A 14723-nucleotide genomic window follows, 5' to 3' on the forward strand; every position below is an offset into this window, starting at 1 on the left:
ATCTGCAAGAGCTTGGCATGGAGCGCAAAGATGACGGGTTTCGCGGATCGACTGGACATCTTCCTCAAGGTCGTTGCCACGGGAAGCTTTTCCGCTACCGGTCGGGATCTTGGCATGCAGGCGTCATCGATATCGCGGCAGATCGACCTGCTGGAAACCGAGCTCGGAGTCGAGCTATTCTATCGGTCGACGCGCCGGCTCGCATTGACGTCAGCAGGGGAGACACTTCGCCACCGCGCCCGGCAGGCGCTTGGCCAGCTCGAGGAGACCAGGAGCGTCGTCGCGGCAATGGCGAGCGAACCGCAGGGATGGCTTACGATTTCGGCGCCGGTCTGCTTCGGGCAGCGTCATGTTGTACCGCTCGTGCCAATCTATCTGGAACGGTTCCCGAAGGTGCATCTCGAACTGTCTTTGGAGGATCGGGCCGTGAATCCGATCGGGGAGAACATCGATCTCGCTGTCCGCATCGGCAAGCTACAGGATTCCGCGCTTCTCGCGACGAAGCTTGCGACAACGGCGAGCGTCGTCTGCGCCGCGCCGTCCTATCTTCAGCGGCACGGTGTTCCGGCCGTCCCGGCAGACCTCGTGCATCACGCCTGCCTGAGCACGCCGAAGCCGATGAAGGCCGGGATGTGGCAGTTCGACGACGCTGGATCCGAAGACCGGCTCGAGGTTTCCGGTCGTTTTGTCTGCGCCGACATGGATGGGCTTCTTGCAAGCGCCATCGCCGGCCTGGGGATCATCCATCTGCAAACATGGCTGGTAGCCGAACCACTCAGGGACGGCAGGCTGGTGCGGCTCTTCCCAACGCTGCCACCGAGACCGGATGGCAGCGGCATCCACGCGCTCCGACCGCCGGGCGCGCTGACGGCGAAGGTGAAAGGGATGATCGATCTTCTGAAGGCGCGGATGGCCGCACTATCGGAATAGGTCGATTCCGACGGATCTATATCGGATAGATGCCGAGAAAGCGTTGCAGATATTCGGACAGCATGAGCGACGGCACGAGCAGCACCAGCGTGAGCGCGCCGACCATCAGGCCTTGGCCGTAGAAGATCATCCTCAGGATGCGGGCGATCGCAAAAACCTGCGCAAGCATGAAGGCCAAGAGCAGCAGCGAGACCAGCCCGACCAGCTGCGGCAGGAAGAAAACCAGCGCGAGCAGCAAGCCGTTGATGTAGGAAAGCGGAACGCCGAGCCAATTAACGCTGACAATGACGGGCGCAAAGCGCTCGCCCTTCTTGAAGGCGAGTAGCAGTAAGCCCGCAAAGACCAATGGCACGAACCAATTGGCGGCTTCGACAAGTCCGAGCCGGAAATAGAAGAGCGCCCCGACATTGGTATGCGGCGGCATCGTTTGCAGGAAGGCCTGGCGCCACCAGAGCCACGAGATCCCCATCGGCGGCAGGCACCAGAAGATCGCCCAGAACGAGCGGTTGACGCCCCGCTCCGACATGTCGAGGAAGCGGAAGCCGCGCGGATCCATGCGGATCAGCAGCCAGATCCCCGCTAGATAATACTGAACTTCTCTAAAGCCCGGCATTCGCGAACCAGCGCTCGATGAAGGTTTCATAGATTACCGTGAGTCGCTCGAGGTCGGAAACAGCAACGCGCTCATCGACCATGTGCATGGTCTGGCCGACGAGACCGAATTCCACGACGGGGCAATAATCCTTGATGAAACGGGCGTCCGACGTGCCGCCCGTGGTGGAGAGCTTCGGGGACTGGCCAGTCACGCTCTCGACGGCGGACGAGAGCGAGGCGATCAGTGCATTGTTACGCGTCAGAAAGACGTGGCTCGGTCGCTCCGCCCAGACGATATCATACTTGAGTGGCTCGCGACCGGGACGGAGGACACCCTCAGCCGCGGCGGCATCAAGGCGGCGCAGGATCTCCTGCTGCAGGCTCTCCGCTGTCCAGGTATCGTTGAAACGGATGTTGAAGCTGGCCGTCGCCTTGGCCGGCACGACGTTCGTCGCCGGATTGCCAACGTCGACGGTCGTCACTTCGAGGTTGGATGGCTGAAAGTTGTCGGTGCCGCCATCGAATGGCGGGTGCATCAGCGCGTGCGTCAGCTGCAGGATGCCGCGCACGGCATTGTCGGCAAGATGCGGATAGGCGGCGTGGCCCTGGACACCGTGCACGGTGATCTTGCCGGAGAGCGAGCCGCGACGGCCGATCTTGATCATGTCGCCGAGCTTGTCCGGATTGGTCGGCTCGCCGACGAGGCAGGCATCCCAGCGCTCGCCGCGCTCGGCGGCCCATTGCAGCAGCTTGATCGTGCCGTTGATCGCCGGGCCTTCCTCATCGCCGGTGATCAGGAAGGAAACCGAGCCCTTCGGCGCGCCATGCTTTTCGATATGGCGGGCAATGGCCGCAACAAAGCAGGCGACGCCGCCCTTCATGTCGACAGCGCCGCGTCCGAAGAGTTCGCCGTTCGCGATTTCGGCGGCAAAGGGCGGATGCGTCCAGGTGGCTTCGTCGCCGACAGGCACCACGTCCGTATGCCCGGCAAACATCAGGTGCGGACCCTCGGTGCCGAACCGTGCGTAGAGGTTCTCGATATCGGGCGTTCCCGGCGCCGTCGCCTTCACCTTGTCCACCTTGAAACCGAGCGGCAACAGCATCGCCTCTAGCGCCGAAAGCGCACCGCCCTCGGCGGGCGTGACGGACGGGCAGCGAATCAGGGTCTGAAGATTGGCGACGGGATCGGTAGCGGTCATGGGAGTGGAACTATCCAGCGGTAGTGGCAAAGAAAAGGCAAGGCGACGATGCCGCCTTGTTGAAATGTGCCGTTCATTTTGCCGGATCAAGTCCGACTATCAGCGTTCGGGCGGCGCGCGTCGTTTCAGGCGCGCTGACCGCCGGAACCTCAGGATTTATCAGTCGCGAAGCAGTTCGTTGATGCCAGTCTTCGAGCGGGTCTTTTCATCGACGCGCTTGACAATAACGGCGCAGTAAAGGTGCGGTGCCGGCTGGCCGTTGGCCATGGTGGCATTGCCCGACGGCATCGAGCCTGCGACCACGACGGAGTAGGGCGGCACTTCGCCGTACATCACTTCGCCGGTGGCGCGATCGACGATCTTGGTTGACTTGCCGATATAGACGCCCATGCCGAGGACCGAGCCCTCGCGGATGATGCAGCCTTCGACGACTTCCGAACGCGCGCCGATGAAGCAGTTGTCCTCGATGATCGTCGGGCCGGCCTGCATTGGCTCAAGCACGCCGCCGATGCCGACGCCGCCCGAGAGATGCACGTGCTTGCCGATCTGCGCGCAGGAGCCGACCGTCGCCCAGGTATCGACCATCGTGCCTTCATCGACGAAGGCACCGAGGTTGACGAAGGATGGCATCAGCACGACGTTCTTGGCGATATAGGCGGAGCGACGGACGACGCAGTTCGGCACGGCGCGGAAGCCGGCGGCGCGATATTGGTTTTCCCCCCAGCCTTCGAACTTCGACGGCACCTTGTCCCACCAGGTCGAATTGCCCGAGCCACCCTTCACGACTTCCATGTCGTTCAGGCGGAACGAGAGGAGCACGGCCTTCTTCAGCCACTGATTGACCTTCCAGGCGCCGTCGCTGCCACGCTCGGCAACGCGTGCCTTGCCGCCGTCGAGAAGTTCGAGCGCTGCCTCGACGGCATCGCGAACTTCGCCCTTGGTGGACGTATTGACGTTGTCACGGTTATCGAAGGCGGCTTCGATTGTCTTTTCAAGGGAAGAAAGGTCACTGGCGCTCATGGGAATTCCTTAAACTTCGATCTCTATCGTGGAGACCGAAGCCTCCGGAATTGTGATTGGCGGGATGCGATCTGCTCTATCGCATGAACGGCTAAAATGGAATGATTTTTCCGCGGCGATTCAACGCTTCGAGACGACATACCGGCTATAAAGCCGGCGGTATTGAAAGGCATTTTGACATGGCAAAGGCACGGAACGGCAGGCTGCGGCGCAAGGATGGCGTCTGGGATCCGCTGAAGACGAGCGCAATCGACAAGCACCGTGCCGAGGCCGTGCCGAAGACGCCGCAGACGCTGTCGCCGTCCTATCGCCTTGCCTATGTTGACGAAGAGTTTCTGTGCCGCGAGGAACTGCGGCCGATCCGACTGCAACTCGAACTGCTGAAGGTCGAGATGATGCTGGCGGAACGCGGCATCCGGTCGACGGTCGTGATGTTCGGCGGCGCCCGCATTCCCGCGCCGGGCCAAAGCGCATGGGCCGCTAGAAACGAAACGCAGCGTGCCAACCTCGAGGCGGCATCGGTCTACTACGACGAGGCGCGCAAGTTCGCGCGACTATGCTCGAAATATTCGGCCGGCTTCGATTTCCGTGAATACGTCATCGTGACCGGCGGCGGCCCGGGCGTAATGGAGGCCGGCAATCGTGGCGCAGCCGACGAAGGCGCCCCTTCGATCGGCCTCAACATCGTACTTCCGCATGAGCAGGCACCAAACGTTTACGTGACGCCGGAACTGAGCTTCAATTTCCATTATTTCGCGATCCGCAAGATGCACTTCATGGTGCGCGCCAAGGCCATTGCTGTCTTCCCGGGTGGCTTCGGCACCCTCGATGAATTTTTCGAGTGCCTGACGCTGATCCAGACCGGTCGCATGGAGAAAATGCCGCTCATCCTGTTTGGCGAGAAGTTCTGGAGGAGCATCGTCAATTTCGAGGCGCTTGCGGAGTTTGGCACCATTGCGCCTGACGATGTCGATCTGATCAGCTTTGTCGATACCGCCGATGCTGCCTGGAAAATCATCCAGGATTTCTACGAGCACCACGAATAGAAAAGCCCGCCGAGGTGGCGGGCTTCGGTTTCGGTAAGTTGCCGCTTACAGGAATGGGCGATCAGGCATGTCGTCGAGCGAGATAACGCCGTCCTTGTTGCGATCCATCCAGGTGAAGAACTTGTCGAATGCGGCTTCGGCTTCCTGCTTGGAAATCTGACCATTCTCGTCGGTATCGAAGCGCTGCATCATCATCATGCCTCGCATCATACCGCCATGCATGCCGCGGCGATCCGGTCGGGCGTCGGGCCCAGGCTGCGGTGGTGCCGGCTGGGCGTTGTCGGCATCCGGAGGCGGTGCCATCGGCATAGTGTCGCCATCTGTGGTATCATCAGCGGACGCCTTTACCTTGGCCATCTGGGCTTCGCGGTATTTGCGGATTTCGCCCGGCGTCAGCGAGCCGTCCTTGTCGGTATCGATCGCGACGAAGATCGCCTCCATCCCGTCCTTGGCTTCCTGCTTGGAAATCTGTCCATCCTTGTTCGTGTCGAATTGCTTGAGCATGCGAACGAAGATGACTTCGCGGATCGCGCCCATGCGCGGTCCCATCATCATGCCCATGTCGTGTTGCGGACGGGGCGGATGATGCTTCTTGTCGTGAGACGCAGCAAAACTGGTGCCGGCTGCGGCACCGACGATCATGACGGAGGAGAGTGCGGCCAGTATCAGCTTGTTCCGAGACATTTCAGCTCCTTTCAAAGTGCAATCGCAATGGGATTACAGACAAAAGGGTAGGGCCGATGTAGCAAATCGCCCAATTAAAGATCGGTAAGCTGGATGAAACTTTAGTAATCTAGCCGGCAATCTTCGCAAGAAAATCAGTGAGATCGTCGGTCACGAAGTCGATGTGATCATCCTCGCCACTGGTCTTTTCCCACCATTCGACAACCGTCTCCTCAAGGTTGTTCGGCACCAGCAGGACAGTCTGCATGCCAAGCGTCTTTGGAACCTTGAGATTGCGGGGAAGGTCCTCGAACATCGCTGCCTTGCCCGTCTCGATCCGCTTCAGTGCGGCGAACTTGTCGTAGGTTACCTGCGCTGGCTTCGGCACGAAGTCCGCAGCCACGATGTCGAAGATATCGTCGAAATGCTCGAGGATGCCGAGCGCGCCGGCCGCCATCTCGGCATGCTTGACGCTGCCATTGGTGAAGATGAACTTGCGACCCGGCAGCGCCTTGATGGCTGCACCCAGTTCGGGTTGCGCCGTCAGGCTTGAATAGTCGATCGCATGCGCCTTCTCGAGGAAGTCGTTCGGATCGACGCCATGGTGGATCATCAACCCCTGCAGCGTCGTGCCGTGATCAAGATAATATTGCTTCTGCAGCTTGCGCGCCTCCTCCCGCTCCATCTGCAGCAACGTTGAGACGTAGGCCGTCATGTTCTTGTCGATCTGCGCGAACAGGTTGACATGATGCGGGTAGAGTGTGTTGTCGAGGTCGAAAACCCACTCGGTCACATGCGAGAAGTCCGCCTTGGTCGGCGTGCGATCTATCTTGGTCATGGGGGCGTTATGGCACGGCTGGCCGAGCAAGGAAATCGGCAAGAAAAAATAGACGCCCGATTTGCGGCGGACGCGGCCCGCAAGGAATGGTAGAACGCCTCATGCTCTTCGACCTCCCCAGTGACGATGCGCTCTACGATGCGCTGATTGCCCGCAGCCCGGCCTACGAAGGCCTCGCCTATGTCTGCGTCAAGACAACCGGCATTTTCTGCCGGTTGACCTGCCCGGCTCGCAAGCCGAAGCGGGAAAATACGCTCTTCTACGAATCCATCGCCACCTGCATGCAATCCGGTTTTCGGCCCTGCCAACGGTGTCGGCCACTGCAAGAAGCAGGCCGGGAGCCGATCGTCGACCAGCTCCTCGCCGCGCTCGACCATAGTCCAGCAGCGCGATGGACGGAGGACGATCTGATCGCGCGCGGCTGCGATCCCTCGACCGTGCGGCGGGCTTTCAAGCGATCAACAGGCATGACGTTTCTCGATATTGCCCGCTATCGCCGTCTTGGCGAGGCGGCAAAGCAACTGGCGAATGGCGCGCGCGTCATCGATGCTCAGATCGAGGCAGGGTACGAATCGGGCAGCGGTTTCCGCGCCGCGTTTCAGCGGCTGATCGGCAAAGCGCCTGCAATGTCGCAGAATCGCGATCGCCTGTTCGCCGATTGCTTCGAAACGCCGCTCGGCCCGATGGTCGCTGTGGCCGACCAGACACATCTGCATCTCCTCGAGTTCCACGATCGCAAGGCACTGCCTGCGGAGCTGGAAAAGCTGCAGCGCAAGACGCGCTCTACGGTCGCAACCGGCCGCACGCCGGCGATCGATCAAATCGAAGCCGAGCTGAAAGTCTATTTCGATGGCAGGTCGGCCGCCTTCCGGACGCCGCTCGCGCTGGGCTTCGGCACGGCGTTCGAGCGCCGAGTCTGGTCGAAGCTGATGGAGATACCCGTTGGCGAGACACGCGCCTACGGCAACATTGCGCGTGATATGGAAAACCGGCAGATGGTGCGCGCCGTCGGCCGCGCCAATGGGGCGAACCAGATGGCGATCGTCATCCCATGCCACCGGCTGATCGGTGCCGATGGGTCACTGACGGGCTATGGCGGCGGGCTCTGGCGCAAGCAATGGCTTTTGCGACACGAAGATGAGATGAAAACCAAGGGATTGTTTGTGGAGGAGATCCAATGAATCAGGCTGAGAAGGCAAAGGCATTCGGCGCGCTGCATCAGAAGGGTAATCCCGTCGTTCTTTACAACATATGGGACGCGGGAACGGCGAAGGCGGTGACTGAGGCGGGCGCCAAGGCTCTGGCGACTGGAAGTTGGTCGGTTGCCGCAGCACAGGGTTATGGCGATGGCGAGAAGATTCCGATGGACGCGTTGGTCGCCACGACCCGCCAGATCACGGCGGTCAATGACCTGCCGCTCTCCGTCGATTTCGAAGGGGCATACTCAACCGAGCCTGCCGGCGCTGCCGCCAACGTCGAGAAGCTGATCGACGCCGGTGCTATCGGTATCAACTTCGAAGATCAGGTGGTCGGCGGCGATGGGTTGCACCCGGTAGAGAAACAGGTCGCCCGCATCCGCGTCATTCGCGAGTTGGCGGACCGCCGTGGCATTGCCTTCTTCATCAATGCGCGCACCGATCTGTTCCTGCGCGAAGGCGACCTCTCGAAACATGCGAGTCTGGTCGATGCGGCAATCGAGCGTGGCAAGGCTTACGCTGCCGCTGGCGCCAACGGCTTCTTCGTGCCCTGGCTGATTGAGCCGGCGCTGATCCAGAAAATCTGCGACGCGTCGCCACTGCCGGTGAACATCATGATGCGGCCGGGTGCGCCGGATGTGAAGACGTTGGCGAAACTTGGCGTCCGCCGCATCAGCTACGGGCCGGGACCCTACCGGATGATGATGGAGAAGCTGAAAGAGGCAGCCGCGGCGGTCTATGCCGCCGCGGGCTAAAGCAATTCCACGGTTTTTTCGTCCGGAACTGCGTAAAGTAAAGGCTCAGGGAACGATCAGCGTTCCCGCGCCGTGCTCGGTGAAGATCTCGAGCAGCACGGAATGGGCGGTCTTGCCGTTCAGGATGACGACGCCCTGGACGCCCGCCTTGATCGCGTCGATGCAGGTCTCGACCTTCGGGATCATGCCGCCGGAGATCGTGCCGTCGGCGATCAGCGCGTGCGCCTGCGCGACGGAGAGTTCCTTGATCAGGTTGCCCTGCTTGTCGAGGACTCCGGGGACATCGGTCAGGAAGAGCAGGCGGGTGGCGTTCAGCGCACCGGCGATCGCGCCGGCAAAGGTATCGGCGTTGATGTTGTAGGTTGCACCGTCGCGGCCGGGAGCGACCGGAGCGATGACAGGGATCATTTCGGAGCGGGCAAGCAGGTCGAGTAGCGTCCGGTCGACTTCGACCACCTCGCCGACGAAGCCGAGGTCGAGCACGCGTTCGATGTTCGAATCCGGATCCTTGACCTTCTTCTGCGCCTTTTCGGCGAAGACCATATTGCCGTCCTTACCGCAAAGGCCGATCGCCCATTCGCCCGTCTGATTGATGAGCGCGACGATCTCCTTGTTGATCGAGCCAGCCAGAACCATTTCGACGATCTCGACCGTCTTGGCGTCGGTGACGCGCAGGCCGCCCTCGAACTTCGATTCGATGCCCATCTTGGTCAGCATTGCGCCGATCTGCGGGCCGCCGCCGTGGACGACGATCGGGTTGACGCCCGACTGTTTCAAGAGTGCGATGTCGCTGGCGAACGCCTTGCCGAGCTCGGGATTGCCCATGGCATGGCCGCCGTACTTCACGACGATCGTCTTGTTTTCGTAACGCTGCATGAAGGGCAGGGCCTGCGCAAGCAGGCGTGCCTGGGTTTCGCTTTCAGACTGGTTCATGGGATACCCCGCGGAATTGATCGCGGCCTTTTATCGCAAGTTTTTGACAGATGGAATAATCCAGAGACCATTAGTTTAGCGTATCTGCTGGCAAGTGAGGGCAGGACGACACAGCTGTCGCCAAGAGGCATGAAATGACGGGCGACGAAATCGCGCATCTGATCAGCCAGGTTGCGATCGGCGATCGCAAGGCCTTTGCGATGCTCTATCGCGAGACCGGCCCGAAACTCTTTTCCATCTGCTTGCGTATCTTGAAGGACAGAACGGACGCCGAGGAAGCGCTTCAGGAGGTCTATGTCAAGATCTGGCAGCGCGCCGCCGTCTTTGCCGCCGGGGCAGGCGCGCCTTCGTCCTGGCTCGCCGCAATTGCGCGCAACCAGGCGATCGACATCATGCGCGCGCGCAAGCCGATCGCCGACGAACTGGATAGCGCATACGACCTCGCGGATGACGATCCTTCCCCCGAGATACAGACTGTGATCAAGGATGAAGGAAGGCGCATTGACACCTGCATGGAAGAGTTGGAAGCTGATCGGGCAGTGGCGGTGAAGAGAGCTTACGTCGAAGGGCAGAGCTATCAGGAACTGGCCGATCAGTTTGGCGTCCCTTTGAACACGATGCGCACATGGCTGCGTCGCAGCCTCTTGAAACTGAGAGAGTGCATGGAACGATGACATCGCCGGATCAGAGCAAGGGAGGCCGCTCCCGCGACGAGGTACTCGCCGGTGAGTATGTTCTTGGTGTTCTTTCCTTCAAGGATAGGCGGGTGGTGGAAGAGCGTATGCGCCGCGACCGGCAGTTCGCAGCTATTGTCAGCCGCTGGGAGACTAATCTCTCCGCTTTCAACGACGACTACGATGTCGTCAGCCCCGGTCAGGAAACGTTCAAGCAGATCGAAGCGCGGCTGTTCGGTACGTCGGAAGCTGCCCCAACGCCGGCACGTGGTCTGTGGGCTTCCATCGTCTTCTGGCGCTGTCTTGCGCTCGTCTCATTGCTGATTACAGCAGGTGCACTGACGATTGCTACCGTTGCTGTCACTCCACCTCAGACCTCCGCGCCGCTCGTGGCCGAGCTGACCGCTTCCAACAGCCAGGTCAACCTGCTGGCCTCCTATGAGCGGCAGAGCGGAAAACTGAGGATCGTGCCCATCGCCACTGGCAAACCTGAAGAAAAGTCACTGGAACTCTGGCTTGTTCCGGCAAGCGGTGCGCCAAGATCGCTTGGTGTGTTCCCCACGGGTCAGGCGGGCGAATTGGTCATACCTGTCGATATGCGCGGCAATATAGACGAGGGCGCGGCCCTTGCCGTCAGCCTCGAACCCTTCGGCGGTTCGCCGACCGGGCAGGTCACCGGGCCGATCGTGGCAAGCGGCACGGCGCACCGTCGCTGACCTTTTTTCAGCAAGCTTGCGCTCTCGCTGAAACTCTCCCCACAAGCCTCCCGTAGATCCTCATGTCCGCAAGGGAATGTTGGCATTCAGCCGGTCTTTTGCGCGGACGCTAGAGGAGAACCATCATGATGAAGTATGCACTGCGCCTGACTGCGCTTGCCGCTGCCGTTTCCGCATTTGCGTTTACCGCGCAGGCCAAGAACCCGATGGTTGGCGGAGCTGCCATGTATCCGACCAAGGATATCGTGCAGAATGCGATGAACTCCAAGGATCACACGACACTGGTTGCTGCCGTCAAGGCTGCTGGCCTGGTATCGACGCTGGAAGGCAGGGGGCCCTTCACGGTCTTTGCCCCGACCAATGAGGCCTTCGCGGAATTGCCCGCCGGCACGGTCGATACGCTGCTGAAGCCGGAGAACAAGGCCCAGCTGACAAAGGTCCTGACCTGCCACGTCGTTGCCGCTGACGCGATGGCCAAGACCGTCGCCAAGATGATCAAGGCCGATGGCGGCGAACACGACATCAAGACGGTCGGCGGCTGCGTGCTGAAGGCCAAGGAAAGCATGGGCAAGATCACCCTCACCGATGAAAACGGCGACGTCGCCCATGTGACCATCGCTGACGTGAAACAGTCCAACGGCGTCATCCACGTCGTTGACAGGGTTCTGCTGCCGAAGATGTAAAGAAGTTCAGGCAGTCCGTGGGCGCCCTATTCCCGGGGCGCCTCATTTATTTCCAGTTGGCGACGCCGACCGTCTGCGCGATGGCCTCGCGCAAGTCATCGAGGCCTTCGCTCTTTTCCGATGACGTGGCAATGATCCCGGGGTAAGCGGCCGGTCGCTTCTTGATCTTTTCCGTCGTCTCCGCGAGCAGCTTGGTCACGGCCGGCGGCTTGATTTTGTCCGTCTTTGTCAGAACGATCTGGTAGGAGACGGCCGCCTTGTCGAGCAGATCCAGGACCTCGTCATCGTTCTTCTTCACCCCGTGACGGCTGTCGATCAGCACGTAGACGCGCTTCAGCGTCGCGCGCCCACGCAGGTAATCGAAGACGAGTTTCGTCCAGGCATCGACCTGATCCTTCGGCGCCTGTGCGTAACCGTAGCCTGGCATATCGACCAGCGCCATTGGTGGCAGGTCGCCAGCTTCACCTGAATAGCCCTCCGGCACGAAGTAATTGAGCTCCTGGGTGCGTCCCGGCGTATTGGAGGTGCGTGCCAGCCCCTTGTGACTGACGAGCGCGTTGATCAGCGAAGACTTGCCGACATTCGAGCGACCGGCAAAGGCCACTTCCAGCGGTCCTTCCGGCGGCAGGAATTTCAGGGATGGAACGCCGCGGATAAAAGTCCAGGGGCGCCCGAAGAGCGGCTTGTCGTTCTTGTTGTCGGTCATTCGGCCTTTTCCAGTCCAAGTCCAGTGTGCCTATGGCATTCAGGTTTCGGGCGATTTTGTCAACCGCCAGGCCGACAGTCGCCCAGATAGGGGGGCGATGCCGGCACAAATGAAAAGCCCCGCCGAAGCGGGGCTATCATCACTTTTCTGTTGGAGCCGGCCTTCGTTTGAAGAACCCCTTCAGATTGTCGAAGAGCTCGATCTTCACGCCGTGGCGCTTCATGATCACCGACTGCTGGATGACCGAGAGCGTGTTGTTCCAGGCCCAGTAGATGACCAGACCGGCCGGGAAGCTCGCCAGCATGAAGGTGAAGACCAGCGGCATCCAGTTGAAGATCATTGCCTGCGTCGGATCCGGCGGCGTCGGGTTCATGCGCATCTGCAGGAACATCGTCACACCCATGATCAGCGGCCAGACACCGAGATGCAGGAAGGTCGGAGCCGCAAACGGCAGGAGTCCGAAGAGGTTGATGAACGAGGTCGGATCGGGCGCCGAAAGGTCCTGGATCCAGCCGAAGAACGGCGCGTGACGCATCTCGATGGTGATGTAGATCACCTTGTAGAGCGAGAAGAAGATCGGGATCTGCAACGCGATCGGCCAGCAACCGGCGATCGGATTGATCTTCTCTTCCTTGTAGAGCTGCATGGTCGCCTGCTGCAGCGCCATACGGTCGTCGCCGAACTTCGCCTTCAACTCCTCCATCTGCGGCTGCACGCGCTTCATGTTAGCCATTGAAGCGTACTGCTTGCTGGCGAGCGGGAAGAACAGCGCCTTGACGATGATGGTGGTCAGCAGGATCGCCACGCCGAAGTTGCCGAAATAATGGAAGAAGAAGTCCATCAGTCGGAACATCGGCTTCGTCAGGAAGTAGAACCAGCCCCAGTCGATCAGGCGATCGAAGCGCGGGATCTGATAGGTGTCTTTGTAGCTGTCGATGACAGGAACGACCTTGGCGCCGGCAAAGATCAGGTTCTTGAGCTCAGTCGATTGGCCGGGCGCGACAGTGACGGCATTCTGCTTGTAGTCTGCCTGGAAGCGCGGCTGTCCGTCCGTGAAGTGGCTGAAGCGGGCGTCGAAGGCGGTCTGCTGCGGGGGGATGAGCGTCGCTGCCCAATACTTATCGGTGATACCGAGCCAGCCGCCAGTTGCGTTCGCCAGATTGACGGCTTCCTTCTCCACGGCGGTGTACTTGCTTTCGACAAGCCCATTGTCGCCAACAACGCCAATGAAGCCTTCATGCAGCACATAGGTAGAGGCGACAGCCGGCTTGTTGTAGCGCGTGATGCGGCCGTAGCCCGAAAGCGCGACTGGAGCCTGACCGGCATTGGTGATCTTGTCCGTGACGGTGAACATGTAGTTTTCGTCAACAGAAATGGTGCGCGCGAAAGTGACGCCCTTGTCATTGGTATAGGTCAGCGTGACCGGGGTCTTTTCGGTCAGCTTGGCATCAGCGGGCGCCGTCCACAGTGTCGAGGGGCCTGGCACGCTGCCGGTGGCATCGCCGCCAATATAGCCCAGTTCGGCAAAATACCCGTCCTTCGTTTCGGAGGGGCTGAGCAGGGTGATGATTGGGCTGTTTTGGTCGACTGTCTCGTGGTAGCGCTTGAGCCGGAGGTCGTCCAGGCGGGCGCCGACAAGGTTGATCGAGCCGGAAAGTGCCTGCGTATCGATCGTGACGCGCGGGTTCTTCGCGAGCGCATCTGCAATCGATGCCACCGCCGGAACCTGGCCGGTGGGAGCCGCACCGTTCGGCTGCGCCATACCCGCGCCGCCGGCCGCCGGCGTCTGCACCTGTTCGGTCTTTTGCTGGGCCTTCTGAGCCAGTTCGGCCTTCCGCTGCGCTTCGATGCGCGGGTTCATATAGAGAAATTGCCAGCCGAGAACGATCAGCACCGAGAGAGCGATCGCAATGAAGTAATTGCGGTTGTTTTGCATCATACGTTCCTGGGGCGGCCGTCTCCGGACCGCTTGTGTTTCGGCTTGGTTTCGACGCGAGTTTTGAGCTCTGCGGCTAATTCTTTGAAGGATGCTTTCAGCACGTCCCTTCGCGCGACAACCACATAGTCGTGTCCGGGCTGCATTGCAAATCCTGCATGAAGTCGCACCGCCTCTTTCAGGCGCCGCCGCATGCGGTTTCGCTCAACTGCGTTGCCGTGTTTTTTGGTGACGGTGAAGCCGACGCGGGCTTCGGTTTCGGGTTCCTTCCGGTCGAGCACTTCGAGCAGGAAGAAACCGCCCTTGCGTTTTTCGCCTTGGCGGACAGCAAGAAACTGCGGGCGGCTTTTCAGCCGCCCGGCAGTCATTTTCTTTTTATTGGTCGTCAATTCGCCCGCCATCTCTTATCGGGCAATTCCGGCCTTAGGCCGAAAGACGCTTGCGACCGCGTGCGCGGCGAGCAACGATAACCTTACGACCGCCCTTAGTGGCCATACGTGCACGGAAACCGTGGCGGCGCTTGCGAACAAGCTTGGATGGTTGGTACGTACGCTTCATTTATTTAAACACCGCGGAGTGCGGCCCTTCTTGAATTTGCATATTGCAAGGAGCGTTGTTTTTCGAACGGGCGAGGCTAACGAGAGCCTTATATGACCGGACGTGCGGCGGCTTATACGGATGAAGGCTGCCAAAGTCAATTATCGCCCGGAATTTCCGCGTCTCAGGCTGCGGTACAGGATTTAGCGAAGCGCATTAAGGTTTGTGACGATGTGTTAACCGCTGCGTCTGCGTAATATTTTTCTTCAATCGCAACTGTCGCGCGCATTCTTGCGA

The 14723-nt window shown here is 60.3% G+C and carries 17 protein-coding genes; 7 read left to right on the forward strand and 10 right to left on the reverse strand.

Annotated elements, in window-relative coordinates; all coding sequences use genetic code 11:
- Positions 1–30: 30 nt before the first annotated feature.
- Positions 31–930, forward strand: a complete 900-nt coding sequence (locus tag ATY80_RS04275; protein ID WP_189637080.1) for a LysR family transcriptional regulator — start codon at positions 31–33, stop codon at positions 928–930.
- Between the two features lie 16 nt (positions 931–946).
- Here the strand turns inward: ATY80_RS04275 and ATY80_RS04280 are convergent, their stop codons facing one another.
- From ATY80_RS04280 to dapD, 3 genes are all read right to left on the reverse strand, one after another.
- Positions 947–1543: a hypothetical protein gene (locus ATY80_RS04280; protein WP_088691196.1), complete on the reverse strand. Its 597-nt coding sequence runs from the start codon at positions 1541–1543 to the stop codon at positions 947–949.
- Positions 1530–2723 carry a succinyl-diaminopimelate desuccinylase gene (gene dapE / locus ATY80_RS04285; RefSeq protein WP_088691197.1) on the reverse strand — a complete coding sequence of 398 codons (1194 nt, stop codon included), beginning with the start codon at positions 2721–2723 and terminating at the stop codon, positions 1530–1532. Before dapE ends, ATY80_RS04280 begins: the two co-directional genes overlap by 14 nt.
- A gap of 159 nt (positions 2724–2882) precedes the next feature.
- A complete protein-coding gene (gene dapD / locus ATY80_RS04290) occupies positions 2883–3743 on the reverse strand; it encodes a 2,3,4,5-tetrahydropyridine-2,6-dicarboxylate N-succinyltransferase (RefSeq protein ID WP_016552542.1) in 861 nt (286 codons plus the stop codon).
- Positions 3744–3922: 179 nt separating this feature from the next.
- Between dapD and ATY80_RS04295 the strand changes: the two genes are divergently transcribed.
- A complete protein-coding gene (locus ATY80_RS04295; protein ID WP_088691490.1) occupies positions 3923–4789 on the forward strand; it encodes an LOG family protein in 867 nt (288 codons plus the stop codon).
- 45 nt (positions 4790–4834) lie between these two features.
- Here ATY80_RS04295 and ATY80_RS04300 read toward each other — a convergent pair whose 3' ends face one another.
- Positions 4835–5473, reverse strand: a complete 639-nt coding sequence (locus ATY80_RS04300; protein WP_088691198.1) for an EF-hand domain-containing protein — start codon at positions 5471–5473, stop codon at positions 4835–4837.
- A gap of 109 nt (positions 5474–5582) precedes the next feature.
- Complete coding sequence (locus ATY80_RS04305) at positions 5583–6290, reverse strand: pyrimidine 5'-nucleotidase (protein ID WP_088691199.1); 708 nt, start codon at positions 6288–6290, stop codon at positions 5583–5585.
- A 101-nt stretch (positions 6291–6391) separates the two neighbouring features.
- On the opposite strand from ATY80_RS04305, the gene ATY80_RS04310 reads away from it, so the two are divergent.
- On the forward strand, positions 6392–7471 hold the full coding sequence (locus tag ATY80_RS04310) for a trifunctional transcriptional activator/DNA repair protein Ada/methylated-DNA--[protein]-cysteine S-methyltransferase (RefSeq protein WP_088691491.1): 1080 nt from the start codon (positions 6392–6394) through the stop codon (positions 7469–7471).
- Positions 7468–8241 (forward strand): isocitrate lyase/phosphoenolpyruvate mutase family protein, encoded by a 774-nt coding sequence (locus tag ATY80_RS04315; RefSeq protein WP_088691200.1) that lies wholly within the window; start codon positions 7468–7470, stop codon positions 8239–8241. Before ATY80_RS04310 ends, ATY80_RS04315 begins: the two co-directional genes overlap by 4 nt.
- A 45-nt stretch (positions 8242–8286) precedes the next feature.
- Here the strand turns inward: ATY80_RS04315 and argB are convergent, their stop codons facing one another.
- Complete coding sequence (gene argB, locus ATY80_RS04320; RefSeq protein ID WP_007529633.1) at positions 8287–9174, reverse strand: acetylglutamate kinase; 888 nt, start codon at positions 9172–9174, stop codon at positions 8287–8289.
- A 134-nt stretch (positions 9175–9308) separates the two neighbouring features.
- Between argB and ATY80_RS04325 the strand changes: the two genes are divergently transcribed.
- From ATY80_RS04325 to ATY80_RS04335, 3 genes are all read left to right on the forward strand, one after another.
- Complete coding sequence (locus tag ATY80_RS04325; protein WP_088691201.1) at positions 9309–9848, forward strand: sigma-70 family RNA polymerase sigma factor; 540 nt, start codon at positions 9309–9311, stop codon at positions 9846–9848.
- On the forward strand, positions 9845–10564 hold the full coding sequence (locus tag ATY80_RS04330) for an anti-sigma factor (protein WP_088691202.1): 720 nt from the start codon (positions 9845–9847) through the stop codon (positions 10562–10564). The genes ATY80_RS04325 and ATY80_RS04330 overlap by 4 nt, the downstream gene beginning before the upstream one ends.
- A gap of 125 nt (positions 10565–10689) precedes the next feature.
- Entirely contained in the window at positions 10690–11247 is a 558-nt protein-coding gene (locus ATY80_RS04335) for a fasciclin domain-containing protein (RefSeq protein WP_088691203.1), read from the forward strand.
- 46 nt (positions 11248–11293) lie between these two features.
- Here the strand turns inward: ATY80_RS04335 and yihA are convergent, their stop codons facing one another.
- From yihA to rpmH, 4 genes are all read right to left on the reverse strand, one after another.
- Positions 11294–11953, reverse strand: coding sequence for a ribosome biogenesis GTP-binding protein YihA/YsxC (gene yihA, locus ATY80_RS04340; RefSeq protein ID WP_088691204.1), 660 nt, complete (start codon positions 11951–11953; stop codon positions 11294–11296).
- Positions 11954–12092: 139 nt separating this feature from the next.
- A complete protein-coding gene (yidC, locus tag ATY80_RS04345) occupies positions 12093–13889 on the reverse strand; it encodes a membrane protein insertase YidC (RefSeq protein ID WP_088691205.1) in 1797 nt (598 codons plus the stop codon).
- Entirely contained in the window at positions 13889–14290 is a 402-nt protein-coding gene (gene rnpA, locus ATY80_RS04350; RefSeq protein ID WP_088691206.1) for a ribonuclease P protein component, read from the reverse strand. The genes yidC and rnpA overlap by 1 nt, the downstream gene beginning before the upstream one ends.
- 22 nt (positions 14291–14312) lie before the next feature.
- Positions 14313–14447 carry a 50S ribosomal protein L34 gene (rpmH, locus tag ATY80_RS04355; protein WP_016552555.1) on the reverse strand — a complete coding sequence of 45 codons (135 nt, stop codon included), beginning with the start codon at positions 14445–14447 and terminating at the stop codon, positions 14313–14315.
- Positions 14448–14723: the final 276 nt, after the last annotated feature.

It is taken from the genome of Rhizobium sp. R711 (genome assembly GCF_002211365.1).
GTDB lineage: Bacteria > Pseudomonadota > Alphaproteobacteria > Rhizobiales > Rhizobiaceae > Rhizobium.